This window comes from Streptomyces sp. NPDC020807, from assembly GCF_040641575.1.
In the GTDB taxonomy this organism is placed as follows: domain Bacteria; phylum Actinomycetota; class Actinomycetes; order Streptomycetales; family Streptomycetaceae; genus Streptomyces.
The window spans coordinates 22,992-47,634 of record NZ_JBFADU010000012.1 but is presented as its reverse complement, the minus strand read 5'-3'; the positions used below and the strand labels follow the sequence as shown (position 1 = coordinate 47,634).

Genomic DNA, 24,643 nt, shown 5'->3' with positions numbered 1-24,643 from the left:
GTGGACATCGACGTGAAGCTCCTGAAGGGCTTGGCACAGGAGAAGGACATCTCCTTCGAGATGCTGGTCGAGGCGATCGAGTCGGCCCTCCTCATCGCGTACCACCGCACCCCCGACGCCCGCCGCCGCGCGCGCGTGGAGCTGAACCGGGCCACCGGCCACGTGACGGTGTGGGCCCAGGAGGACCCCGCCGAGCTGGAGGAGGGCCAGGAGCCCAAGGACTTCGACGACACCCCGTCGGACTTCGGCCGGATCGCGGCGAGCACCGCCCGCCAGGTGATCCAGCAGCGCCTGCGCGACGCCGAGAACGACGTGACGTTCGGCGAGTACGCCCGCCGCGAGGGTGACGTCGTCGCCGGTGTGGTGCAGCAGGGCAAGGACCCGAAGAACGTCCTGGTCCGTCTGGACGACAAGCTGGAGGCCATCCTCCCCGTGCAGGAGCAGGTGCCGGGCGAGGACTACTCGCACGGCCTGCGCCTGCGGACGTACGTCGTCCGGGTGGCCCGCGGTGTCCGCGGCCCGTCCGTCACCCTCTCGCGCACGCACCCCAGCCTGGTGAAGAAGCTCTTCGCCCTGGAGGTGCCCGAGATCGCCGACGGTTCCGTCGAGATCTCGGCCATCGCGCGCGAAGCGGGTCACCGCACCAAGATCGCCGTGCGTTCCACCCGTTCGGGTCTGAACGCCAAGGGCGCCTGCATCGGCCCGATGGGCAGCCGCGTCCGCAACGTGATGGCGGAGCTGCTCGGCGAGAAGATCGACATCGTCGACTGGTCGGACGACCCGGCCGAGATGGTGGCGAACGCGCTCTCCCCGGCGCGGGTCTCCAAGGTCGAGATCGTCGACCTGGCCGCCCGTTCCGCCCGGGTGACGGTGCCGGACTACCAGCTGTCGCTGGCGATCGGCAAGGAGGGGCAGAACGCCCGCCTCGCCGCGCGTCTGACCGGCTGGCGGATCGACATCCGACCCGACACCGAGCCGGCCGGTCCGCAGGACTGAGACCGTTTTTGGCCAACAGCTGTTCGATTTTTGCCCCAAACGGGTGAGGTCGGTACGGGGAGGTAGACTTAATCGTGTCTGGCCGGACGCAAGCCCGCGTATGCCCTGAACGAACCTGTGTGGGATGTCGGGAGCGAGCGGCCAAGAGCGATCTGCTGCGGATCGTGGTGAATAAGGACGAGTGCGTTCCGGATCATCGCGGTACGCTGCCCGGCCGGGGTGCGTACCTGCACCCCGCCGTGGTCTGTCTCGACCAGGCGGTCCGCCGCCGGGCGTTCCCCCGGGCCTTCAGGGTCCAGGGCCCGCTCGACACGACGGAGCTCCGTCTGCACGTCGAGCGATCGGCGCCGCAGTGAAGAAGAAGTACGGCACGGATCACCGTGCGGTCAGGTACCTCGCGAGTTGGAAGTAGGTCGAGATTGCGATGAGCACTCGATGAGTACGCGATGAGTACGCCCATGAAGTAGCGACGGTCCGGCGGTAACCGGACCTCACAAAGGAGCGAAGTGGCTAAGGTCCGGGTATACGAACTCGCCAAGGAGTTCGGTGTGGAGAGCAAGGTCGTCATGGCCAAGCTCCAAGAACTCGGTGAATTCGTCCGTTCGGCGTCCTCGACGATCGAGGCGCCGGTCGTGCGCAAGTTGACTGACGCTTTGCAGGGTCCCGGTGGCAACGCCGGCAAGACCGCTGCCAAGCCCGGCGCGCCCCGCAAGGCGGCGCCCTCCCCCGCGGCGCCGTCTCCGGCCGCCGCGGCTCGTCCCGCTGCCCCCAAGCCCGGCGCCCCGGCCCCCAAGCCGGCCCCCGCCGCGCCTGCGGCGCCCGCCCCGGTCACGCCGGCCGCGCCCGCGAGCAGCACCCCCTCTCCGGCTCCGGCCGCCTCGGGCCCCCGCCCGGGCCCGAAGCCCGCGCCCAAGCCGGTCACCCCGGCTCCGGCCGCGCCCGAGTTCACCGCGCCTCCGTCGGCTCCCGCCGCCGGTCCGCGCCCCGGCGGCGCCGCCCCGGGTCCCCGTCCCGCCGGCGAGCGCCCCGCCCGCCCGGGTCAGGGTGCCCCGCGCCCGCAGGGTCAGGGCGCGCCGCGTCCGCAGGGCCAGGGCGCTCCCCGTCCGGGCGGTGCCCGTCCGGCCGGTCCGCGTCCGGGCAACAACCCGTTCACCTCGGGCGGCTCCACCGGCATGGCGCGCCCGCAGGCGCCCCGTCCCGGCGGCGGCGCCCCGCGCCCGCAGGGCCCCGGCGCCGTTCCCGGCGCCCCGCGTCCGCAGGGTGGCCCCGGCGGCGCCCCGCGTCCGCAGGGTCAGGGCCAGGGCGGCGCGCGTCCCACCCCCGGTGGCATGCCGCGTCCGCAGGCTCCCCGTCCGGGCGGCGCGCCCGGCGGTAACCGTCCGAACCCGGGCATGATGCCGCAGCGTCCCGCTGCCGGCCCGCGCCCCGGTCCCGGCGGTCGTGGCCCCGGTGGCCCCGGCGGTCGTCCCGGCGGTGCCGGTGGCGGCGGTCGTCCCGGCTTCGCCGGTCGTCCGGCCGGTCCCGGTGGCGGTGGCGGCGGCTTCGCCGGCCGTCCCGGTGGTCCCGGTGGCGGCGGCGGTCGCCCGGGTGGTCCCGGTGGTGGCGGCGGCTTCGGCGGTCGTCCCGGCGGCTTCGGCGGTCGTCCCGGTGGTCCGGGTGCCCGTGGTGGCACGCAGGGCGCCTTCGGCCGTCCCGGTGGTCCCGCGCGTCGTGGCCGCAAGTCGAAGCGTCAGAGGCGCCAGGAGTACGAGGCCATGCAGGCCCCGTCCGTGGGCGGCGTGATGCTGCCTCGCGGCAACGGCGACACCATTCGCCTGTCGCGCGGTGCCTCCCTCACCGACTTCGCCGAGAAGATCGGCGCCAACCCGGCGTCGCTCGTCGCGGTGATGATGAACCTCGGTGAGATGGTCACGGCCACGCAGTCCGTCTCCGACGACACGCTGACGATGCTCGGCGAGGAGATGAACTACACCGTCCAGATCGTCTCGCCGGAGGAAGAGGACCGCGAGCTCCTCGAGTCCTTCGACATCGAGTTCGGCGAGGACGAGGGCGGCGAAGAGGCTCTGGTCTCCCGTCCGCCGGTCGTCACCGTCATGGGTCACGTCGACCACGGCAAGACCCGACTGCTCGACGCGATCCGCAAGACGAACGTCGTCGCGGGCGAGGCCGGTGGCATCACGCAGGGCATCGGTGCCTACCAGGTGGGCACCGAGGTCAACGGCGAGGACCGCAAGATCACCTTCATCGACACCCCGGGTCACGAGGCGTTCACCGCCATGCGTGCCCGTGGTGCGAAGTCGACCGACATCGCGATCCTCGTGGTCGCGGCCAACGACGGCGTCATGCCGCAGACGATCGAGGCGCTCAACCACGCCAAGGCCGCCGGCGTCCCGATCGTCGTCGCGGTCAACAAGATCGACGTCGAGGGCGCGGACCCGACCAAGGTCCGCGGCCAGCTGACCGAGTTCGGTCTCGTGGCCGAGGAGTACGGCGGCGACACGATGTTCGTCGACATCTCCGCCAAGCAGGGTCTGCACATCGACTCCCTGCTGGAGGCCGTCGTCCTCACCGCCGACGCCTCGCTCGACCTGCGGGCCAACCCGAACCAGGACGCGCAGGGTATTGCGATCGAGTCGCACCTCGACCGTGGTCGCGGTGCCGTCTCCACCGTCCTCGTTCAGCGCGGAACGCTGCGCATCGGCGACACCGTGGTGGTCGGCGATGCGTACGGCCGCGTCCGGGCGATGCTCGACGACAAGGGCAACAACGTCGAGGAGGCGACCCCGTCGACTCCCGTCCTGGTGCTCGGTCTCACCAACGTGCCGGGTGCCGGCGACAACCTCATCGTTGTCGACGAGGACCGTACGGCCCGTCAGATCGCCGAGAAGCGCGCTGCGCGTGAGCGCAACGCCGCCTTCGCCAAGCGCGTCCGCCGGGTGTCCCTCGAGGACCTCGACAAGGTGCTCAAGGCCGGTCTGGTGCAGGAACTCAACCTCATCATCAAGGGCGACGCGTCCGGTGCGGTCGAGGCCCTCGAAGCCTCGCTGCTCCAGCTCGACGTCGGCGAAGAGGTCGACATCCGCGTCCTGCACCGTGGTGTGGGTGCGGTCACCGAGTCCGACATCGACCTGGCGATGGGCTCCGACGCCATCGTCATCGGCTACAACGTCCGTGCGGCCGGCCGTGCCGCGCAGATGGCGGAGCGCGAGGGCGTCGACGTCCGCTACTACTCGGTGATCTACCAGGCCATCGAGGAGATCGAGGCGGCGCTCAAGGGCCTCCTCAAGCCGGAGTACGAAGAGGTCGAGCTCGGCACGGCGGAGATCCGCGAGGTCTTCCGTTCGTCCAAGCTGGGCAACATCGCGGGTGTTCTCATCCGCTCCGGCGAGGTCAAGCGCAACACCAAGGCGCGCCTCATCCGCGACGGCAAGGTCATCGCGGAGGACCTCACCATCCACGGTCTGCGCCGCTTCAAGGACGACGTCACCGAGATTCGTGAAGGCTTCGAGGGTGGTATCAACCTCGGAAACTACAACGACATCAAGATCGACGACGTCATCGCGACGTACGAGATGCGCGAGAAGCCGCGCGCGTAACGCGTGAGCTGCGTCCGGGGCCGGTCGGCGGGAGTTATTCCGTCGATCGGCCCCGGCCGTTGCGTGTACGGTTTCTGGTGACCCTGCCAAGCGACGGCGTGGCAGGCCACCGAACCCGAACCGGCGGGACATCCGGCACCGCATGTACGTGGGGACTCTGTCCTTCGATCTGCTCCTCGGCGACGTTCACTCGCTGAAGGAAAAACGCTCCGTCGTCCGGCCCGTCGTCGCCGAGCTCCAGCGCAAGTTCTCCGTGAGCGCGGCCGAGGTGGGCGACCAGGACCTCCATCGCAGGGCCCGTATCGGGGTCGCGCTGGTGTCCGGGGACGCGGGGTTCGTGTCGGACGTACTCGACCGCTGCGAGCGCCTGGTGGCCGCGCGGCCGGAGGTGGAGCTGCTTTCGGTGCGCCGAAGGCTCCACACTGATGAAGACTGATTGAGCAAGGCAAAGAAGGAGAAGGACCAGTGGCCGACAACGCGCGGGCGAAGAAGCTGGCAGACCTCATCCGGGAGGTGGTCGCCGAGAAGCTGCAGCGCGGCATCAAGGACCCCCGCCTGGGCACGCACGTGACCATCACGGACACCCGTGTCACCGGCGACCTGCGGGAGGCCACGGTCTTCTACACGGTCTACGGCGACGACGAGGACCGGGCGAGCGCGGCGGCCGGCCTGGAGAGCGCCAAGGGCATCCTCCGTTCGGCCGTGGGCCGCGCGGCGGGCACCAAGTTCACCCCGACCCTGACGTTCATCGCCGACGCCCTCCCGGAGAACGCGCGGACGATCGAGGACCTCCTCGACAAGGCGCGGGCCTCGGACGCCCAGGTGCGGCAGGCCTCCTCGGGCGCCACCTTCGCGGGCGACGCCGACCCCTACAAGAAGCCGGGCGAGGACGAAGCCGCCGAATGAGCACCGCACCCACCAAGACGCCCGACGGTCTTGTCATTGTCGACAAGCCGTCGGGCTTCACTTCGCACGACGTCGTGGCCAAGATGCGGGGGATCGCGAAGACCCGCCGCGTCGGCCACGCGGGCACGCTCGACCCCATGGCCACGGGCGTCCTCGTCCTCGGCGTCGAGCGCGCCACCAAGCTCCTCGGTCACCTCGCGCTGACCGAGAAGGAGTACCTGGGCACCATCCGCCTGGGCCAGACCACGATCACCGACGACGCCGAGGGCGAGATCACGGCGTCGGTCGACGCTTCGAAGGTCACCCGCGAGCAGATCGACGCCGGCGTGGCCGAGCTCACCGGCGCCATCATGCAGGTGCCGTCGAAGGTCTCCGCGATCAAGATCGACGGCAAGCGGTCGTACGCGCGCGTGCGCGGCGGCGAGGAGTTCGAGATCCCGGCCCGCCCGGTGACCGTCTCCTCGTTCCAGGTGTACGACGTCCGCGAGGCCACGGCCGAGGACGGCACGCCCGTCGTCGACCTGGTCGTCTCGGTCGTCTGCTCCTCCGGTACGTACATCCGGGCGCTCGCCCGGGACCTCGGTGCCGGGCTCGGCGTGGGCGGTCACCTGACCGCGCTCCGCCGCACCCGCGTCGGCCCGTACAAGCTGGACGCGGCGAAGACCCTGGACCAGCTCCAGGAGGAGCTGACCGTCATGCCGGTCGCCGACGCCGCCGCCGCGGCGTTCCCGCGCTGGGACGTCGACGAGAAGCGCGGCACGCTGCTCCTCAACGGCGTCCGCCTGGACATGCCGACCTACCCGGCGGGTCCGGTCGCGGTCTTCGGGCCGGGCGGGAAGCTGCTCGCGCTCGTCGAGGACCAGCGGGGCAAGGCGAAGAGCCTCGCGGTCTTCGGCTGATCAGGACGGTTCCGAGGGGGCGGCACGTGCGCGTGCCGCCCCCTCGGCGTTTCCCCCCGACGGGTTCTGCCCGTCGAATCCGGGATATTCACCCGATCAGGGAGGCGCTCGGAGTGACAGAGGGAGCGACGGGGGGCGCGTTTGCCGAGTCCGTCGTGCCGGTGATCACCACCGACCTACCGTCGTCCCATGGGACGCGGGGACCTGGCGACGCTGGTAAGCATCTGTGATCCGGCGGGCCGGCGGCGCGGCACCGGATTCCTCGCCGACCACCACGGCACGGTCGTCACCAGCCACGAGGCCGTCGACGGCCTCACGCGCGTGCTCCTGCGCGCGCCCGGCGACCTGACCTGCCTCGCCGGTCCCGAAGCCGTCACCCCGCTGCCCGAGAGCGGCCTCGCGCTCGTCCGGACCGAAGGCCTCGGCCTGCGCCCCGTGGCCCTCGCGACCCGCCCCGAGACCGAGCCCGGCACGTACGTCCGGATCGCGGCCCAGGGCTGGCGCGAGGCCCGGGTCCTGGGCCCCGCCTCCGTCACGTACACCACGGCCGGCGGGCGCCACCGCCTCGGACACGCCCTCGAACTGGCGATCGGCACCGAGGGTGCGGAGGCGCTCCGGCTCGACGGCGGCGCCGCGGGCGGCCCGGTCCTCGACACGAGCACGGGCACGGTCCTCGCGGTCCTCGGCACGGCGCTGCGCGGCGAGCGCGCGGGGGCCGGGTACGCGGTCACGGTACGGGGGGACGGGCCGCTCGCCACCCTCCTGCGGCGGAACGCGGCGACCGTCCCCGCGTACGGGCCCGACCTCAACCTCGCGGGGATCCTGGAGCTCACCGCGACCTCCACCGGACCCGTCCGTGACCCCGACCCCTGGCCCGACCCCGTGGAACGCCCGGTGTGCGTCCGCGAGTTCACCCGTTTCGCCGAGGGGGACGCCCTCGTCATGGGGCTGGTCGGCGCCCCCGGCACCGGACGCACGACCGCCCTCGCCGCGCTCTGCGCCCGCCGGGCCCGGGGCGCCGCCCCCGCCCCCACCGTGCGGCTGCGCGGCGCCGACCTGCGGGCCGAGGACGGCTCGCTGGCCGACGCCGTGGGGCGCGCCCTCCGCCAGGCCGGCCGCATCGTCACCGCCTCCGGGGCGCTCGGCGACACCGGCGCGGCGACGCCGGAACGCGCGGCCGCGCTCGCCCGGGAGGCGGACCGCCCCCTCCTCGTCGTCCTCGACGGCCCCGAGGAGATGCCGCCCCTCCTCGCCCACCGGCTGCCCGACTGGACCGAGGCGACCGAGCGCTGGCTGCGGGACCACGGCGCCCGACTCGTCACGGCCTGCCGCCCGGAACACTGGGACCTGGCGGGCACGCTGTACACCCCGGCCGCCCTGCACCGCCCGGCGGAGGGCCCCACGACCGGCACCCTCGGGGGGACGCCCCGGCCCAGGGCCCACGAGGGCGGCGCGCCCCCGGCGGAGGGCCCCGGGGGCGGCGCGTTCCGGGCTGGGGGACCCGGGGGTGGTGCGGCTTCGGCGGCGGGCCGTGGAGGCGGCGCGTTCCTGGCCGGGGGCGCCGGGGGTGGTGCGTACCGGGCCGGGGCCCCTGGGGGTGGTGCGTCGTCGCCGGCGGGTCCTGGGGCCGGTGTGTTCCTGGCTGGGGGCGCCGGGGGCAGTGCGGCCTCGGACGTGCCCGGCGCGCCCGGGGCGGGGGCGACGGGGCCGTGGCCTGGGCACGGTACGTACCGCGTGGAGGTTTCCGGCGGCGGGGCCTGTCGGGGGGAGGTCCCCGGGGGCTGGGTGTCGCCTCCTGCCCTCGTGCTCGGGGCGTACTCGGAGGCCGAGGCCAGGGCCGTACGGGAGGGGTACGGGCTCGGGGAGGGCGACCTCGCCGAGGCGGACGCACGGCACCCGCTGGCGCTGCGGCTCCTCGCCGAGGTCCGGGCCGCGCTCCCGGGCGCCGTGCCGGGGCGTCCCGGCCGGGAGGAGATCTTCCACGCGCACCTCGACCTGATGTGCCTGCGGGTCGCCGTCCGGGTCGCCGCCGGCTCCCGCCCGCTCGTCCGGGGCACGGCCGTCCGTGTCCTCGCGGCCCGGGTCGCGGGCCAGGTCCACGAGGCGGCCCGCCGCTGCCTGGGCCCCGGGCACGGCGTCCTCGACCGCGCCTCCTTCGAGGAACTCTTCCCCTGGCGCGAGGGCTGGGCATCGGCCGTCCTCACGGAGGGCCTCCTCGTCCCGGCCGGGACCGGCTACCGCTTCGCCCACGAGGAGCTCGCCGACTGGCTCCAGGCGTCCCACCTGGACCTGGACACGGCGCTCGACGCCCTGGTCCACAGCCGGGCGACGCCCCCCGGGGCCGCCGCCGCGGACGGAACCGTGCCGGAGGGCCGTCGTGCGCCCGGGGACGCGGCCGCGCAGGCGGTCTCCGTTCCGGCGCGTGCGCCCGAGGTCCGGCCCGGGGCCGGGTCCCCGTACGAGGCGGGCTTCCCGTACGTGGCCGGCTCCGGCGACGGCTCCGGCGGGCTCGCCACCGCCACCGCCACCGCCGCCGCCGACCCCCTCGCCCCGGCCGTCGCCTCCGGGCTCCCCTCCGACGTCCCCGTCCCCGTCCCCGTTCACGTACCGCGTCCGCGCGCCGGCGGCTCGGCCGAGGCCGTCGCCCGGCAGCTGCCCGTGCCCCGGCATCGCATCGGTCCCGTGCTCCAGGCGCTGCTCCGGCTCCACCGCGACGAGGGGCCTTCCGCCCTGGCCCCGCGTCTCGCGGCGCTCGTCACGTCCCTGGACCGGTTCGCGGACGCGCCGGATCCGGTGGACGCCGACGCCGTCTGGTGGGCCGGGCGGTTGCTCCGGGAGGCCGTACGGGAGGTGGGCGACCCGCGGCCCTACCTGCCCGTCCTCCGCCTCCTGGCCGACCGGATCGGCGGCCGCAGCCCCCGCCACCCGGTCTTCGCCGCCTTCGGCGTCGCGTTCTGGCGGGCCCTCCCCGTCGGCGAGGACGAGCGCATGGACCTCCTGCGCCGCCAGGTCCCCGCCGATCCGCCCGCGTCGCCGCCCTCCCCGTACGCGACGAGCGTCCCGCCCCGCGCCCTCGACCTCGCCGCGCGGCTGCTCGCCGCCGACCCACGGGGGGTGCAGCCGCTGCTCTGCCGGTGGTTCGGGGACGAGCGGGCGCTGCCGGCCGCCCCGCACGCGACCGTGGCGACCGCCGCCCAGGCCCTGCTGCACACGCACCGCTCGCTCGCCGTCGACGACCTGTGCGAGGCGCTCGTCGCCACCGCGCATCCGCTCGCCGAGGGGCTGCTCGGCGCGCTCGTCGAGGACGATCCGTCGGCGGTGTGCCGGGCCGTGGACCGGTGGGCGCACGACGACGGGCGGCCCGAGCGGCGGGTGGCCGCGGCCGTGTACGGGGAGCGGGTCGCCGGGCGGGTGCACGGGCCGGGGGACCGGGAGCTGCTCCGGTACGCCGCCGCCGCCCTGCTGGCCCGGCCGGCCGACCGCCGACTGCACGGGACCGCCCTCGGGCTCCTCGTCCGCGACCCGGAGACCCGCGCCCGTCACCTGCCTCGGGCCATCGCCGAGCCCCGGGTGCCCGCCGCCGCCCTCGCCGAGGCGCTCGCGACCCACCCGGGGCCCGTCCTCACGGCCTTCCGGTCCCGGCTGCACGGGACCGGCGACGAGGCGGGCGAGGCCCTGCGCGCCCTCGCCGAGATCGACACGCCCGCCCTGACCCGCCGGATCGCCGCCCTCGTCCGCGACTACGTCGCCCGGCTGCCCGACGGCGCCGGACACGTCGCCCGGTACGTGGACCGGCGCTTCGAGGACGGGCCGACGGCCAGGGCCGTCCTGTTCCCGCTGGTGTCGGGGCTGATCCGGGGCCGCCCCGCCGCCGTCCGCCGCGCCCTCGCCCCCGTCCTCGCGGCCCCCGGCACCGGCGCCTCCCGCCATCTGCGGGCCGAGCTCCTCGACGTCCTCCTCGAACACGAACGGTACGAGGCGGAGACCGGCGAGTTCGGCGTCCTGGACGCCCTGCTGACCGCCGCCGCCGAGGGGGCCGGGCTGCGGAGCGAGCCGCGCACGCGGGAGATCGTGCGGCGGGTCGGGATGCTGTACGGCCGGAGCCACGAGGGCGGCGGCGCGTTCGACCGGGCGCTCGGCGGGCTGGCGCACGAGCTCCCGGGCTTCGCCGGGCGGCTGCGCGGCTGGGTGCGTGACGCGCCGGGGGAGTGGGCCCCGCTGCTCGGGCCCGAGACGCTCAGGGCCCTGCGGTTCCCCGGCACTTCCATGCCGATGCGTGCCGACGGGCGTGGGCATGGCAGTCTTAGACCTGCGTAATCGGCGAGCAGGGCGAACAGGCGGACGAGGAGCGGTCACAGTGCAGCGCTGGCGTGGCTTGGAGGACATCCCCCAGGACTGGGGGCGCAGCGTCGTCACCATCGGCTCCTACGACGGGGTGCACCGCGGACACCAGTTGATCATCGGCCGCGCCGTCGAGCGCGCCCGTGAGCTCGGCGTCCCCTCCGTCGTGGTCACCTTCGACCCGCACCCCTCCGAGGTCGTGCGCCCCGGCAGCCACCCGCCGCTGCTCGCCCCGCACCACCGCCGCGCCGAACTGATCGCGGAGCTGGGCGTGGACGCGGTGCTCGTGCTGCCGTTCACGGCCGAGTTCTCGCAGCTGTCCGCGGCGGACTTCATCGTGAAGGTCCTCGTCGACAAGCTGCACGCCAAGGCCGTCATCGAGGGCCCCAACTTCCGCTTCGGCCACCGGGCCGCCGGGAACGTGGAGTTCCTCGCCGAGCTCGGTGAGACCTACGACTACGGCGTCGAGGTCATCGACCTGTTCGTCAGCGGTGAGGCGGGCGGCGGCCAGCCGTTCTCGTCCACGCTCACCCGCCGCCTCGTCGCGGAGGGCGACATGGCGGGCGCCGCCGAGATCCTCGGCCGCCCGCACCGCGTCGAGGGCGTCGTCGTGCGCGGCGCCCAGCGCGGCCGCGAGCTCGGCTTCCCGACGGCCAACGTCGAGACCCTGCCGCACACGGCGATCCCCGCCGACGGCGTCTACGCGGGCTGGCTCACGGCCGCGGGCGAGCGGATGCCGGCCGCCATCTCCGTCGGCACGAACCCGCAGTTCGACGGCACGGAGCGGACCGTCGAGGCGTACGCGATCGACCGTGAGGGCCTCGACCTGTACGGGCTCCACGTCGCCGTGGACTTCCTGGCGTACGTGCGCGGCATGCTGAAGTTCGACACCCTCGACGACCTGCTCGTGGCGATGGCCGACGACGTCGCCCGCAGCCGCGAGCTGACGGAGACGTACGACCGGGAGCACCCGGAGTCCTGAGCTCCCCGGTTCACCAGGTGACGAGCAGCTCCTTCGGGCCGCGGATCAGCCCCTTCGACTGCCACACCACGTCCTCGGGGCGGCCCGCGAGCCGCAGGTCCGGGTAGCGGCGCAGCAGCGTCGACAGCATCACCTCGGACTCCATGCGGGTGAGCATCGCGCCCATGCAGTGGTGCGGACCGTGCCCGAAGGACACGTGCCCGGTGCCCTCCCGGTCGAAGTCGAGCGTGTGCGGGTCGTCGAAGACCTCCGGGTCCCGGTTGGCGGCGAGGTAGGACGCGTAGACCGCCTCGCCCGCCCGGATCCGTACGCCGCCGATCTCGACGTCCTCGGTCGCGATCCGCGGCAGCCCTACGCCGTTGCGGTGCGGGATCCAGCGCAGCAGCTCGTCCACGGCCTGCGGGAGCAGCTCCGGCTCGGCGCGCAGCCGGGCCATGAGGTCCGGGCGGGTGAGGAGCACGTACACCATGTTGGCGCTGTTGTTCCGGACCGCGTGGGCGCCGCTGATCAGGATCGCCATGGCCAGTGACACGGCCTCGTCGACGCTGATCCTGCCCTCGCCGAGGGACTCGGCGAGCACGCCCGCCAGGTCGTCGGCCGGCTCGGCGAGCCGCCGGTCGAGGAGACCGCTGATGTAGCCGTGGATCTGGGCCTTGGCCGCGCGGCTGTTCTCGGGGCCGGGGCCGGAGGACAGGATGAGGTCGGGCCAGGAGGCCAGCTCCGCCCGGTCCTCGTCGGGGATGCCGAGCAGGTCGCACACCACCTCCATCGGCAGCGGGCCGTGCAGGTGCCGCATGAGGTCGGCCGGGCGGCCCGCCTCCTCCATCGCGTCGAGCAGCCGGTCGGTGCTCGCCTGTGCGAGCGGGCGGAGCCGCTTGGTGCTCTGCCCGGTGAACGCCTTCGTCACCGCCTTGCGCAGCTGCGTGTGGTACGGCGGATCGGCGTAGTTCAGTGCCGCCTTCGAGGCCACCATGTGGCCGGTCATCTTGGTCACCTGATGGTCGAGCAGGGCCGTACGGCTGAAGCGCGGGTCGGAGGTGACGGCGCGGACGTCCTCGTACCGCGTCACGAGCCAGGCCTCGTTCTCGGCGACGAAGGGGAGCCGGATGCGGGCGACGGGCTCCTTCGCGAGGAGCTCGGTGAGCAGCGGGTCGAAGTCGAGGGCCGGGAGGTCGTCCACGGCCCAGTCGCGGGCGGCGGACACCGCGGGGGACGGGGCGGGGGGTGCCGCGGGGGACGCGGCGGGGGGTGCCGCGGGCGATGCCCCGGCCGTTGTCGCGGGGGAGGTTTCGGGGGTCATGACGTGCGTGTTCCCGGCGGCGACCGACGCCGACACGCCGGGCGCCGACAGCCGCCTGAACGGAGCACTGTCCCACCCCCCGTCCGGTCACCCTGCGTAGGTGTTCCGTCGCTCTCGCGGTTGCGGGTCGGCGATCACCGGGTGAGTGTGGGCGGCAGTTCACGCGAACGAGACGAAGGAGCGAGTGTCGTGGTGACCCTGTGCAAGCCCGCTGTGTCCGTGCCCGAGCACGTGATCACGATGGAGGAGACGCTCGACCTCGCCCGTTCCCACCACGAGGGCCATCCCCAACTGGGCCTCGCGCTCAGACTGATCGGCAACACCGGCGTCACCAGACGCCATATCGTCCAGCCCATCGAGGAGACCCTCAAGCACCCCGGCTTCGAGGAGCGGAACGTCCGGTACGAGGCCGAGGCCAAGGCCCGGGTGCCGGCGGTCGTCAAGGAGGCGCTGGAGAACGCCGACCTGCGCGCCGCCGACATCGACATGATCGTCTACGTGTCCTGCACGGGCTTCATGATGCCCTCGCTGACCGCCTGGATGATCAACAACCTGGGCTTCCCCAGCCACACCCGCCAGGTGCCCATCGCCCAGCTCGGCTGCGCGGCCGGCGGAGCCGCGATCAACCGGGCGCACGACTTCTGCACGGCCTACCCCGAGGCCAACGTCCTCATCGTGGCCTGCGAGTTCTGCTCGCTCTGCTACCAGCCGACCGACCTCGGCGTCGGATCGCTGCTCTCCAACGGCCTGTTCGGCGACGCCGTCGCCGCCGCCGTGGTCCGCGGGCACGGCGGCCGGGGCATCGCCCTGGAGCGCAACAACTCGTACCTCGTGCCCGACACCGAGGACTGGATCGCCTACAGCGTCCGCTCCACCGGCTTCCACTTCCTCCTCGACAAGCGCGTCCCGGGGACGATGGAACCGCTGGCACCGGCGCTGCGCGAGCTCGCCGGGGAGCACGGCTGGGACGCCGGGAAGCTCGACTTCTACATCATCCACGCGGGCGGTCCCCGCATCCTCGACGACCTCAGCCACTTCCTCGAAGTGCCCCCGGAGGCCTTCCGGTTCAGCCGCGCGACCCTGACGGAGTACGGGAACATCGCCAGCGCCGTCGTCCTCGACGCGGTCCGCAGGCTCTTCGAGGAGGGCGGACAGCCGGAGGGCGCGCGCGGCATCCTCGCGGGCTTCGGACCCGGCATCACCGCCGAGATGTGCCTCGGCCGGTGGACGGACGGGGCCGAGTCGCCCGTCCGGAAGGCCCTCGGCGCCCGCCGGATCGTCGGCTACTCGCCCCGCCCGGTCCGCACCTCGGCCTGACCCCGCCCCGGCCTCGTCCGACACACCACGCTCACCCCCCACCCCAGCACCAGAGGAGCAGCCGTATGTCCCCCACGCCACCCTCCCGCACGCAGGCGTCCCTCCCCACGCGCCGGCGCCCCTCCCTGCGCGCCACGGCCGCGACGACCGCGCTGCTCGCCGGGACGGCCGCGGCCGCGCTGGCCGGCGCGCCCGCCCAGGCGTCCGGCCCGCACGCGGGCCGCGTGCCGATGCACCAGTGCTGGGTGAACGGGGTCTCCGCCCCGCCCGGCGACGTCGTGAGCGGCACCAGCGGTGACGACAACATCTTCTGCGACAGCGACCTGGAGAACGTCACGGTCTGGGGCGGCGCCGGGAACGACATGATCGAGGTGCGCGGTCTGGTCGTCGACTCGGCGGTCATGGGCGGCGAGGGCGACGACGTCATCCGCGCCAAGCACCTGGTCCCGCTGAACGCCTCCAGCATGGTCCGCGGCAACCGCGGCAACGACGTCATCAAGGTGGCCACCGTCTCCGGCGACGGGGCCGGGCACGGCGCCGTCGTCCACGGCGACGACGGCGACGACAAGATCACCACCGGCTCGGTGACCGGCGCGCCCGGCAAGTTCAACCGCGGCGGCGGCATCGTCACCGGCAACGACGGAGCCGACACCATCAAGGTCGGCACGATCGACTTCTCCGGCCGCGTCCTCGGCGGCAGCGAGGCCGACGTCATCGAGGCGGAGGCCCTCGGCCCCGAGTCCGGCGGGCTCATCCAGTCGGGTCCGGGCGACGACACGATCAGCGGCCCCGGCGGGGCGGTCCTCGTCGTCGGCGAGCACTGGGGGACGGTGGACGCGGGCGTCGGCAAGGACACCTGCACGGTGAAGTCCGTCTCCACGCGCACCTCGATCAGCTCGTGCGAGGTCCTCCCGCCGAAGGCCCCGGCTGCGGCGGAGGCCCCGGCGGCTCCCGCGAAGCCGGCGGCTCCCGCGAAGCCGGCCGCGCCCGCCAAGCCCGCCGCTCCGGCCAACCCCGCCGCGCCCGTTGCGCCGGCCGACCCGACGAGCCCCGAGGCCCCGGCGGGCAAGCCCGCGCAGCCGTAGGTCCCGTCCGGAAAGTCGCCCTGCCCTTCGGGCGGACGACGCTGCTCTCCGGACAGGACCCAGGGCGCGCGGGCGGGGCCGTGGCAGCGGCCCCGACCGCCGCTCCACCCGCTCAGCCCACCCCGGCCTCCCGCGCGGCCCAGTGGCACGCCACCCCCTGCCCGCCCTCGCCCCCGGCGAGGACCGGCAGGGGTTTCGTGCGGCAGCTGTCCGCGACCTCGCCCGCCTCGCCCGAGGCGAGCTTCTGGCAGCGCGCGTGGAAGCGGCAGCCGGCGGGGACGCGCGACGGGTCCGGGGGTTCGCCGGTCAGCACGACCGGTGGCTCCGGCGACTCCGGGAGGACGGACAGCAGGGCCTGGGTGTACGGGTGCCGGGGCACCGTGAGGACGGACTCCACCGGCCCCGTCTCCACGATCCTGCCCAGGTACATCACCGCCACCCGGTCCGCGATGTTCCACGCGAGCCCCAGGTCGTGCGTCACCACCAGCGCGGACAGGCCGAGTTCGTCGCGCAGGCGCAGCAGCAGGGCCAGGATCTCCCCCCGCACCGACGCGTCCAGGGAGGCCACCGGCTCGTCCGCGACGATCAGTTCGGGCTCCAGGACGAGCGCACCCGCGATGACCACGCGCTGCCGCTGCCCGCCGGACAGCTCGTGCGGGTAGCGCAGGAAGAACCGCTCCGGCGGCCTGAGCCCGGCCCGGCCGAGGGCCTCGGCGACCGCCGCGCGTTCGTCGCCCGCGTACCCGTGGATCCGCAGGCCCTCCGCCACCGCCTCGTACACCGTGTGCCGGGGGTTCAGCGACCCGCTGGGGTCCTGGAGGACCAACTGCGCGCGCTTCCGGTACGACTTGAGGGCGCCGGAGGAGTACGCGAGCGGGCTCCCGTCGAAGGCGACCGTGCCCGACGTCGGCCGCACGAGGCCGAGGAGCGAGCGCGCGAGGGTCGTCTTGCCGCAGCCGGACTCGCCGACGAGCGCCACGATCTCGCCGGGCCCGATGTCCAGGTCGACCCCGTCCACCGCGCGCGCGGGCGGCGCGCCCCGCCGCCCCGGGAACGTGACGTGCAGCCCCTGCGCCGTCAGAAGCGGCGGACGGCTCATGACGTGCTCCCCACGTGTACGCAGGCGGCCCGGCGCCCCGCGCCCGCCTCCCGCAATTCCTGGTCGAGCGAGGCGCACGCCTCCACCGCCACGGGGCAGCGCGGGTGGAACGTACAGCCGTCCGGCAGGTCCGCCGGGTCGGGCGGGTCGCCCGGGAGGCCGCGCGGCGCCCGCCGGGAGGCGAGGTCGCCGATCCGGGGGAACGCCGAGGACAGCGCACGGCCGTACGGGTGCGCCGCCGCCTCGTACACCTCCCGCGCGGGCCCCTCCTCGACGACCCGCCCCGCGTACATCACGGCGAGCCGGTCACAGGTGTCGGCGAGGACCGCCAGGTCGTGGCTGATCATCAGGAGGCTGATCGACTGCTCGGCGACGAGCCCCTCGATCAGCCGCAGGATCTGCGCCTGGATCATCACGTCGAGCGCGGTCGTCGGCTCGTCCGCGACGATCAGCCGCGGATCGCAGGCGAGCGCCATCGCGATCATCACCCGCTGCCGCTGCCCGCCGGACAGCTCGTGCGGGTAGGCGGCGGCCCGCGCCGCCGGAAGCCCGACGTGTTCCAGCAGCTCGCCCACGCGCCGCCGCGCCGCCGCCGGGGTCGACCGGCCGTGCACGAGCAGCGGCTCGGCGATCTGGTCGCCGATCCGGTGCACCGCGTTGAGCGAGTGCATCGCGCCCTGGAAGACGATCGACGCGCCCGCCCACCGCACGGCCCGCAGCCGCCCCCACGACATGGCGAGGACGTCGTCGCCGTCGAGCAGGATCTCGCCCTCGATCCGCGCCGAGGCCGGAAGCAGCCGGAGCAGCGCGAGCGCGAGCGTCGACTTCCCGCACCCCGACTCGCCGGCCACGCCCAGCTTGCTGCCCGCCTCCAGGCTCAGGTCGACCCCGCGCACGGCGGGCACGGCACTCGCCCCCGATCCGTACGTGACGCGCAGGTCCCTGACTTCCAGCAGGCTCAACGCCCCACCCCCAGCTTCGGGTTGAGTACGGACTCCACGGCGCGCCCGCAGAGCGTGAACGCGAGCGCGACCAGCGCGATGGCGATGCCGGGCGGGGCCAGGTACCACCAGTGCCCCGAGGAGACCGCGCCCGCCTCCCGGGCGTCCTGGAGCATCCCGCCCCAGGAGACGACCGTCGGGTCGCCGAGCCCGAGGAAGGCGAGGGTCGCCTCGGTGAGGATGGCCGTCGAGATGCCGAGCGTGGTCTGCGCGAGGACGAGCGGCATCACGTTCGGCAGGACGTGCCGGGTCATGACGTGCCGGTGCCCGCCGCCGAGCGCGGTCGCCCGCTCGATGTACGGCCGGGACTCGACGGCGATGGTCTGCGCCCGCACGAGCCGCGCGGTCGTCGGCCAGGACGTCACGCCGATCGCGAGGACCACCGTCCACATCGACCGGGACATGACGGTGGCGAGGACGATGGCGAGGACGAGCGTCGGCATCACCAGGAACCAGTCCGTGATCCGCATGACGACGGTCGAGAACCAGCCGCCGTAGTGCCCGGCGATGATCCCGACGAGCGTCCCGATGGCGACCGAGAGCGTCGCCGCGAGCAGCCCGACGAGCAGCGAGATCCGCGCGCCCCAGATCAGCAGGCCGAGCAGTGACCGCCCGAACTGGTCGGTGCCCAGGGGGAATTCCGCGCTCGGCGGTTCCAGGGCCGTACCCGGCGCCTCGGTCACCGACTGCACGTCCGCGCCGACGGTCCACGGCGCGGTGAGGGCGACCAGGGCGATCGCGGCGAGGCCGAGGAGCCCGTACAGGCCGGCGCGGTGGGTCCGGTACGCCCTCCAGAAGCGCGTCACCGTCCCGCGCCGGCGCTCCCACGTCAGAGAAGAGGTGGTGGAGGAGGAGGTCGTGGGGGAGGAGGTCATCGGCCCACCCGGGGATCGAGCAGCGGATAGAGCAGGTCGGCGATCAGGTTCATCAGGATCATCGCGCCCGCGAAGACCACGAACAGGCCCTGGACCAGTGGCAGGTCGGGCACGCTGAGCGCCTGGTAGAAGAGCCCGCCGAGTCCCGGCCAGGAGAAGACGGTCTCCACCAGGATCGAACCGGCCGCCACGTGACCCAGGTTGATGAAGATCATGGTGACGGTCGGGAGCAGCGCGTTCGGCACGGCGTGCCGGCGCCGCACGACGTCGTCCCGCAGCCCCTTCGCCCGCGCGGTCGTCAGGTAGTCGCCGCCCATCTCGTCGAGCAGCGAGGAGCGCATCACCAGCAGCGTCTGCGCGTACCCGACGGCGACCAGCGTCACCACCGGCAGCACCAGGTGGTGGGCGACGTCGAGGACGTACGCGAAGCCGGTCTCGCCCGTCCCCGACTCCATCCCGCCCGTCGGGAAGAGCCCCGGGACCGGCCCCATGCCGACCGAGAACACGATGATGAGCAGCAGTCCGAGCCAGAACGACGGCACCGACCACAGCGTCAGCGCGATCCCGGTGTTCAGCCTGTCCCCGAGCCCGCCGTGCCGCCAGGCCGAGCGGGTGCCCAGCCACAGCCCGAGCGCCGAGTAGAGCACCACCGCGACCCCGGTCAGGAGCAGCGTCGCGGGCAGTTTCTCCGCGATCAGGTCCCCGACGGGCGCGCGGAACTGGAACGAGGTGCCGAGGTCACCGCTCAACGCCTTCGCGCAGTAGTCGGTGAACTGCTGCCAGATCGGCTGGTCGAGCCCGAACTGACGCCTCAGCGTGGCCAGTTGCTCCGCGGAGGTGGGGACGCCGTGCGTCATGGCCTTCACCGGGTCACCGGGGATGATCCGGAACAGGAAGAAGCTCGTGACGAGCACGGCGAGGAGCGAGACGAGCGCGCCGCCCAGCTTCCCCGCCGCGTGGCGGAGGTAGCCGAGGGAGGAACCGGTGCGGGAGGCGCCGTCCGCGGCGCGGGCCTGGTCGGCCCGCGCCACGTCGGCGGGGGTGCTTGCCGTCGCCACCGGCTACTCGCGGTCGTCGGCGGTGGCGCGGCGGCGCGTGCGGAGCAGGAGGACGGCGCCGGCGACGACCACCACGGCCACGCCGATCCCGACGATCACCCCGGTGGAGCCGCCGCTCCCGTCGGTGTCGTCGGCCTCGGCCGCGACGGGCACGGCCGACCACCAGCTCCAGTAGCCGTCCTGCCCCCACAGGTTCCCGGCGGCCGACGGCATGGTGGTGATGGACGCGATCTGGTCCGTGCGGTACGCCTCCAGGGCGTTCGGGTAGGCCATGACGTTCATGTACCCCGTGTCGTACAGCCGGGACTGCATCCGCTTCACCAGATCCGCCCGCTTGGCGGCGTCGTACTCCACAGCCTGCTGCGCGTAGAGCCCGTCGAACTCCTCGTCGCAGATGAAGTTGTCCGTCGCCCCGCTGTCCTTCGGCGTCGCCGGAAGCGCGCCGCAGGTGTGGATCGACAGCACGTAGTCGGGGTCGGGGTTGACCGACCAGCCGTCGAAGGCCAGGTCGTAGTCGCCCTTCACCCACGGGTCGGAGACGCTGTCCAGGCACTCGACCTTCAGCCCGATGCCGAGCTTCCCCCACCACTCCTGGAGGTACTTCCCGATCGCCTTGTCGTTCGGGTCGGTGGCGTGGCACAGGATCCGGAAGGAGAGCGGCCTGCCGTCCTTGCCGAGCCGCTTCCCGTCGGCGTCCGTCCGGTATCCGGCCGCGTCGAGGACCTGCGCCGCCTTCGCGGGGTCGTACGCCCGCTTCTGCGCGCCCTCCGGCTTCCAGAAGTACGAGCCGAAGCGCGGCGGGATGTACCCCTCGCCCTCCACCGCGTGCCCCTGGAACACCTTGTCCACGATGGTCGTCCGGTCGACGGCCAGGAAGAGCGCCTTGCGCACCTCCGGGTCGAGCAGCGCCTTGTGTCCGTTGCCGAAGGCCTTGCCGTCCCGCGCCTTCGCGCCCGGGTTGGTGGCGATGGCGAAGAAGCGGCGGCCGGGCGCGTCGTTGACCTTGATGTTCTTCTGCGTCTTCAGCGCGTCCGCCTGGGCGGGCGTCAGGTTCGGTACGAAGGACACCTCGCCCTTCTGGAGCGCGGCGACGGCGGCGTCACCGTCCTTGTAGTACTTGAACACCAGCTCGTCGAACTTGGGTGCGCCCCGCCAGAACGACTTGTTCGGCTTGAGCTTGATGTACTGGTCGACCTTGAAGTCCGTGATGACGAACGGGCCGTTCCCGACGATCGGGAACTCCTTGTCGTTGTTGAACTTCGAGAAGTCGCCGACCTTCTCCCAGACGTGCTTGGGCACGATCGGCACGTCGAGCGCCGTCATCGTCGCCTGCGGCTTCTTCAGTTCGATGACGAGCGTCTGCGGGTCGGGGGCGGTGACCTTCCTGAAGTTGGCGGTGAAGCTGCCGTTCGCCGTGGCGGCGTTCGGGTCCGTCATCATCTTGGTGAAGGTCCAGGCCGCGTCCTCGGCGGTGGCCGGCTTCCCGTCGGACCACGTGGAGTCCTTGCGGATCGTGTACGTCCACGTCAGCTTGTCCGGCGAGGAGGTCCACGCGGTCGCCAGCCCCGGGACCGTCCGGGCGTCCTTCGCGTCGTAGTTGGTCAGGTACTCGTAGGCCAGCCGGTGGATGCTGGTCGAGGTGAGCTTCTGGGCGAGGAACGGGCTCAGCGAGTCGATGCTCTGCGAGACGGCGACGGTGAGGGTGGCGGGACCGCTCTTCGGGTCGGCCGTCGCCTGTGCCTCGGCCGTGTGGGGGACGGCGGCGAGAGCGGTGGCGGCGACGCCGGTCGCGAGCAGGACCCGGAGGGGTCTGCGGGGGGCTGCCGGGCGGGATGGGACCTTCGTGACCATGACCATAGGAACGTGACCTCGTGTCGTGGATCTTGGGGGCGCCAACTGGTGAAGCGAAGGTCTATCAGCGGCGCCGTACCGCGTCAACGATGTGTCATACCCCTTGTGGGCTGCGGGAATGCGCGCGAGGCCCCGTACCGGATCACCGATACGGGGCCTCATTGGTCTACGCCTGTGACGCCTTACTGCTGAGGGGCTGGCGGCGCCTGCGGCGGCCCCTGCGGGTCGGCCTGGGGTTCGGCCTGCGGGGGCAGCGGCTGCCCCGGCTGCCCCGTCGGCTGCGGCGGGGTCGGCGGGGTGCCCGGCGCGGGATACGGCTGTCCGGGTGCGGGCTGCTGCGGGGTGTACGGACCCGGGGCGTACGCCTCCGAGCCGTACGGACCGGGTGCGTACGGCTCCGGTGCGTACGGCTCCGGCATCGGCTGCCCCGGCCCGTACGGCCCCGGCGCGGGCTGCCCGGGCGCGACCTGACCCGGCATCGGGAACGGCCCGGGGGACGGAACCTGGCCCGGCATCGGGGCCTGACCGGGGAGCTGGCCGGGGGGCGGGACCTGGCCCGGGACCGGCTGGGCGCCGGGAGCGGGGGCGTAACCCTGCGGCGGGTACGGCTGCGCGGGCAGCGGCTGCCCCGGCTGCGCCTGTCCCGGCTGCGCCTGTCCCGGCTGCGACGGCCCGCCGTACGGCTGACCGGGCTGCGGCGCCTGGGGCGCGTACGGCTGACCGGGCGCCGGCTGACCGGGGGCGTACTGCCCGGGCATCGGCTGCCCCGGGGCGGGCGAGGGCGCGGGCGCCGGCGCTCCCGGCGGGAACTGGCCCGGCGGGAACTGGCCGGGAGGGAACTGCCCCGGCAGGGGCTGGCCCGCGACGGGCTGCCCGGGCAGGGGCTGACCCGGCACGCCCGGCCCGGGCTGTCCCGGCGCGGGCTGCCCCTGGGCGAACTGCCCCGGCGCGGCCTGGCCGGGGGCGTACTGCCCCGGCATCGGCGGCGCCATGTGCGGCGGCATCCCGCCCTGCCCGTCGCCGGTCCACAGGCCCTGCGCCTGCTGCGCGCGCACGAAGTCCTCGGCGACCATGGCCGACAGGTGGAAGTACGCCTCGCGGGTCTTCGGCCGCATCATGTCGAGGTCCACCTCGGCGCCGGCCGACAGGTGCTCGTCGAAGGGCACGACCACCACACCGCGGCAGCGGGTCTGGAAGTGCTGGACGATGTCCTCGACCTTGATCATCTTGCCGGTCTCGCGCACCCCGGAGATGACGGTGATGGAGCGCTGCACCAGGTCGGCGTAGCCGTGCGCGGAGAGCCAGTCGAGCGTCGTCGAGGCGCTGGAGGCGCCGTCCACGGAGGGCGTCGAGATGATGATCAGCTGGTCGGCCAGGTCGAGCACTCCGCGCATGGCGCTGTAGAGCAGACCCGTGCCGGAGTCCGTGAGGATGATCGGGTACTGCTTGCCCAGCACGTCGATCGCGCGCCGGTAGTCCTCGTCGTTGAACGTCGTCGAGACGGCCGGGTCGACGTCGTTGGCGAGGATCTCCAGACCGGAGGGCGCCTGCGAGGTGAACCGGCGGATGTCCATGTACGAGTTGAGGTACGGGATCGCCTGCACGAGGTCGCGGATGGTCGCCCCGGTCTCGCGCCGCACGCGACGGCCGAGCGTGCCGGCGTCCGGGTTGGCGTCGATCGCGAGGATCTTGTCCTGCCGCTCCGTCGCCAGCGTCGCGCCGAGCGCGGTGGTCGTCGTGGTCTTGCCGACGCCGCCCTTGAGCGAGATGACGGCGATGCGGTAGCAGGAGAGGACGGGCGTGCGGATCAGCTCCAGCTTGCGCTGCCGCTCCGCCTCCTCCTTCTTGCCGCCGAGCTTGAAGCGGGCGGCGCCGCCGGGATTGCGGCTCGACTTGGGCTTCTGCTTGTTGTTGCGGAGCAGCCGGTCCGAGGAGAGCTCGACGGCGGCGTTGTACCCGAGCGGGGCGCCCGGCACGGACCGCTCCCGCTGGTCGTGCGTCACGGGCGAGGGCCACGAGGCCCCCGTCCGCGGGTCGACGGGCGGCTGGGCGCCGTACGCCTGCGGAGGGGGTACGGCTCCGGGCTGCGGATAGCCGTAACCGCCCTGCGGCTGCTGCGGCTGCGGGGGAGTGCCGGGGTGCGGGAACCCGTAACCCCCCTGCGGCTGCTGCGGCTGCGGGTACCCGTACGCGCCCGTCGTCTGCGGCGGTACGGGCGCGGGCGCGGGCTGCCCCGGCCAGGCGGCGGCGGGCGGCAGGGGCGCGGCCGGGGGCACCGGCTGCGCGCCGGGCTGTGCCTGCGCGGGCCACTGCTGGCCGGGCGCGGGCGCCGGGGCGGCCGGCTGGAACGCCGGGGGGAGCGGGGGGAGCCCGGCGCCGTCCTGCGGCGGGACGGGCGGGAGGGGCGCGGTGACGGCGGGGTCGGCCCCGGGGGCGACGACCTGCTCCGCACCGCCGACGGCCTCGACGACCTGGACGGGAACGACGGCCTCGACGTCGGTCTCGACCTCGACGTCGGTCTCGACCTCGACGTCGGTCTCGACGTCGGCCACGGCCGGGAGCTCGGTCTCGTCCTCGACCTCGGCCTCGGCCTGGTCCTCGGCGTCGGCGTCGGCCGCGGCGACGGACGCGTCGGCCTCAGCCGCAGGCGGCTCCGCCGCTTCCGCTTCCGCCTCTGCCGCAGCCTCGGTCTCGGCCCCGGTCTCGGCCGTCGTACCGTCCTCGACGGTCACGTCTGCGGCCGGTGCCTCCCTGCCGTCCTCGGCCGCCGCACGCGCCCCGGTCTCCTGCTGGAGCATGGCGGGCGAGAAGCGCATGGTCGCGGGCTCCTCGTCGACCGCGGAGACGACGGGCGCCACCGGTGCCACCGGCGCCACGGGGGCCACGGGCGCCACGGGAGGTATCGGTGCGGTGGGCGCGGCCGGTGCGACGGGCACCGGCACCGGTGCCGGCGGCACAGGCGGCTGCACGCCCCAGTTCGGCTCGAACCCGCTGCCCGCCGGGAGCCCCGGCACCGCGACGGGCCCGCCGCTCGGCGGCGGGGGAGCGGCGCCACCGCCCGCCGCACCGCCCGACGCGTTCTGCGTGTACCAGGCGGGCGGGGTGTAGTCGATGGTGAACTCACCCGTCATCTCGGCGGGATCCGCGTCGGACTGATCGTCGGCGGGCGGATTCCAACCCCCGCGGATCTCGTCCCGATCGCCGTTCACTTTGCCTCCTGGTGTGGTCGAGCACCCGTGTGCCGTCGTGGGCGGGGCCCGTCCAGACTAATCGGCGCGGTGTGCCGGAGGGCAGGCCCGTAGGCCGCCTCCGGCGCCACCGTGAGAACACACACCGT

17 protein-coding genes are annotated in these 24,643 nt (G+C 73.9%); 10 read left to right on the top strand and 7 right to left on the bottom strand.

Going from position 1 to position 24,643, the window contains the following annotated elements:
• The 8 genes from nusA (at position 1) to AB0G79_RS19115 (ending at position 11,720) form a co-directional block, all read left to right on the top strand.
• Complete coding sequence (gene nusA / locus AB0G79_RS19150; RefSeq protein WP_360807862.1) at positions 1 to 996, top strand: transcription termination factor NusA; 996 nt, start codon at positions 1 to 3, stop codon at positions 994 to 996.
• 74 nt (positions 997 to 1,070) lie between these two features.
• The gene (locus tag AB0G79_RS19145) at positions 1,071 to 1,352 is read left to right on the top strand and encodes a YlxR family protein (RefSeq protein WP_360807860.1); all 282 of its coding nucleotides are present in this window, start codon (positions 1,071 to 1,073) and stop codon (positions 1,350 to 1,352) included.
• A gap of 150 nt (positions 1,353 to 1,502) precedes the next feature.
• A complete protein-coding gene (infB, locus tag AB0G79_RS19140; RefSeq protein WP_360807858.1) occupies positions 1,503 to 4,592 on the top strand; it encodes a translation initiation factor IF-2 in 3,090 nt (1,029 codons plus the stop codon).
• Positions 4,593 to 4,734: 142 nt separating this feature from the next.
• Positions 4,735 to 5,028, top strand: a complete 294-nt coding sequence (locus AB0G79_RS19135; RefSeq protein WP_128976674.1) for a DUF503 domain-containing protein — start codon at positions 4,735 to 4,737, stop codon at positions 5,026 to 5,028.
• A 29-nt stretch (positions 5,029 to 5,057) separates the two neighbouring features.
• A complete protein-coding gene (rbfA, locus tag AB0G79_RS19130; protein ID WP_360807855.1) occupies positions 5,058 to 5,498 on the top strand; it encodes a 30S ribosome-binding factor RbfA in 441 nt (146 codons plus the stop codon).
• The gene (truB, locus tag AB0G79_RS19125; RefSeq protein ID WP_360807853.1) at positions 5,495 to 6,397 is read left to right on the top strand and encodes a tRNA pseudouridine(55) synthase TruB; all 903 of its coding nucleotides are present in this window, start codon (positions 5,495 to 5,497) and stop codon (positions 6,395 to 6,397) included. Before rbfA ends, truB begins: the two co-directional genes overlap by 4 nt.
• A gap of 189 nt (positions 6,398 to 6,586) precedes the next feature.
• Positions 6,587 to 10,714, top strand: coding sequence for a trypsin-like peptidase domain-containing protein (locus tag AB0G79_RS19120; RefSeq protein WP_360807851.1), 4,128 nt, complete (start codon positions 6,587 to 6,589; stop codon positions 10,712 to 10,714).
• A gap of 40 nt (positions 10,715 to 10,754) precedes the next feature.
• A complete protein-coding gene (locus tag AB0G79_RS19115; protein WP_360807849.1) occupies positions 10,755 to 11,720 on the top strand; it encodes a bifunctional riboflavin kinase/FAD synthetase in 966 nt (321 codons plus the stop codon).
• Between the two features lie 10 nt (positions 11,721 to 11,730).
• Here AB0G79_RS19115 and AB0G79_RS19110 read toward each other — a convergent pair whose 3' ends face one another.
• Entirely contained in the window at positions 11,731 to 12,924 is a 1,194-nt protein-coding gene (locus tag AB0G79_RS19110) for a cytochrome P450 (protein ID WP_360807847.1), read from the bottom strand.
• Positions 12,925 to 13,023: 99 nt separating this feature from the next.
• Between AB0G79_RS19110 and AB0G79_RS19105 the strand changes: the two genes are divergently transcribed.
• Together AB0G79_RS19105 and AB0G79_RS19100 are read left to right on the top strand one after the other, a co-directional pair.
• Positions 13,024 to 14,337, top strand: a complete 1,314-nt coding sequence (locus tag AB0G79_RS19105) for a type III polyketide synthase (protein WP_360807845.1) — start codon at positions 13,024 to 13,026, stop codon at positions 14,335 to 14,337.
• A 65-nt stretch (positions 14,338 to 14,402) separates the two neighbouring features.
• A complete protein-coding gene (locus tag AB0G79_RS19100) occupies positions 14,403 to 15,422 on the top strand; it encodes a hypothetical protein (protein ID WP_360807843.1) in 1,020 nt (339 codons plus the stop codon).
• A gap of 112 nt (positions 15,423 to 15,534) precedes the next feature.
• Here AB0G79_RS19100 and AB0G79_RS19095 read toward each other — a convergent pair whose 3' ends face one another.
• The 6 genes from AB0G79_RS19095 to AB0G79_RS19070 form a co-directional block, all read right to left on the bottom strand.
• Entirely contained in the window at positions 15,535 to 16,521 is a 987-nt protein-coding gene (locus tag AB0G79_RS19095) for an ABC transporter ATP-binding protein (RefSeq protein ID WP_360807842.1), read from the bottom strand.
• Positions 16,518 to 17,483: an ABC transporter ATP-binding protein gene (locus AB0G79_RS19090; RefSeq protein ID WP_360807840.1), complete on the bottom strand. Its 966-nt coding sequence runs from the start codon at positions 17,481 to 17,483 to the stop codon at positions 16,518 to 16,520. Before AB0G79_RS19090 ends, AB0G79_RS19095 begins: the two co-directional genes overlap by 4 nt.
• A complete protein-coding gene (locus AB0G79_RS19085) occupies positions 17,480 to 18,397 on the bottom strand; it encodes an ABC transporter permease (protein ID WP_360807838.1) in 918 nt (305 codons plus the stop codon). The genes AB0G79_RS19090 and AB0G79_RS19085 overlap by 4 nt, the downstream gene beginning before the upstream one ends.
• Positions 18,394 to 19,455: an ABC transporter permease gene (locus AB0G79_RS19080; RefSeq protein WP_360807836.1), complete on the bottom strand. Its 1,062-nt coding sequence runs from the start codon at positions 19,453 to 19,455 to the stop codon at positions 18,394 to 18,396. Before AB0G79_RS19080 ends, AB0G79_RS19085 begins: the two co-directional genes overlap by 4 nt.
• Positions 19,456 to 19,458: 3 nt before the next feature.
• Complete coding sequence (locus AB0G79_RS19075) at positions 19,459 to 21,306, bottom strand: ABC transporter substrate-binding protein (protein ID WP_360807834.1); 1,848 nt, start codon at positions 21,304 to 21,306, stop codon at positions 19,459 to 19,461.
• A 182-nt stretch (positions 21,307 to 21,488) separates the two neighbouring features.
• Complete coding sequence (locus AB0G79_RS19070; RefSeq protein WP_360807832.1) at positions 21,489 to 24,515, bottom strand: SCO5717 family growth-regulating ATPase; 3,027 nt, start codon at positions 24,513 to 24,515, stop codon at positions 21,489 to 21,491.
• Between the last annotated feature and the right edge of the window lie 128 nt (positions 24,516 to 24,643).

Coding starts and splice junctions, on each gene's coding strand:
- AB0G79_RS19135 (WP_128976674.1), top strand. CDS start 4,735: ATGTACGTGGGGACTCTGTCCTTCGATCTGCTCCTCGGCGACGTTCAC.
- truB (WP_360807853.1), top strand. CDS start 5,495: ATGAGCACCGCACCCACCAAGACGCCCGACGGTCTTGTCATTGTCGAC.
- AB0G79_RS19120 (WP_360807851.1), top strand. CDS start 6,587: ATGGGACGCGGGGACCTGGCGACGCTGGTAAGCATCTGTGATCCGGCG.
- AB0G79_RS19100 (WP_360807843.1), top strand. CDS start 14,403: ATGTCCCCCACGCCACCCTCCCGCACGCAGGCGTCCCTCCCCACGCGC.
- AB0G79_RS19095 (WP_360807842.1), bottom strand. CDS start 16,521: ATGAGCCGTCCGCCGCTTCTGACGGCGCAGGGGCTGCACGTCACGTTC.
- AB0G79_RS19085 (WP_360807838.1), bottom strand. CDS start 18,397: ATGACCTCCTCCCCCACGACCTCCTCCTCCACCACCTCTTCTCTGACG.
- AB0G79_RS19075 (WP_360807834.1), bottom strand. CDS start 21,306: ATGGTCACGAAGGTCCCATCCCGCCCGGCAGCCCCCCGCAGACCCCTC.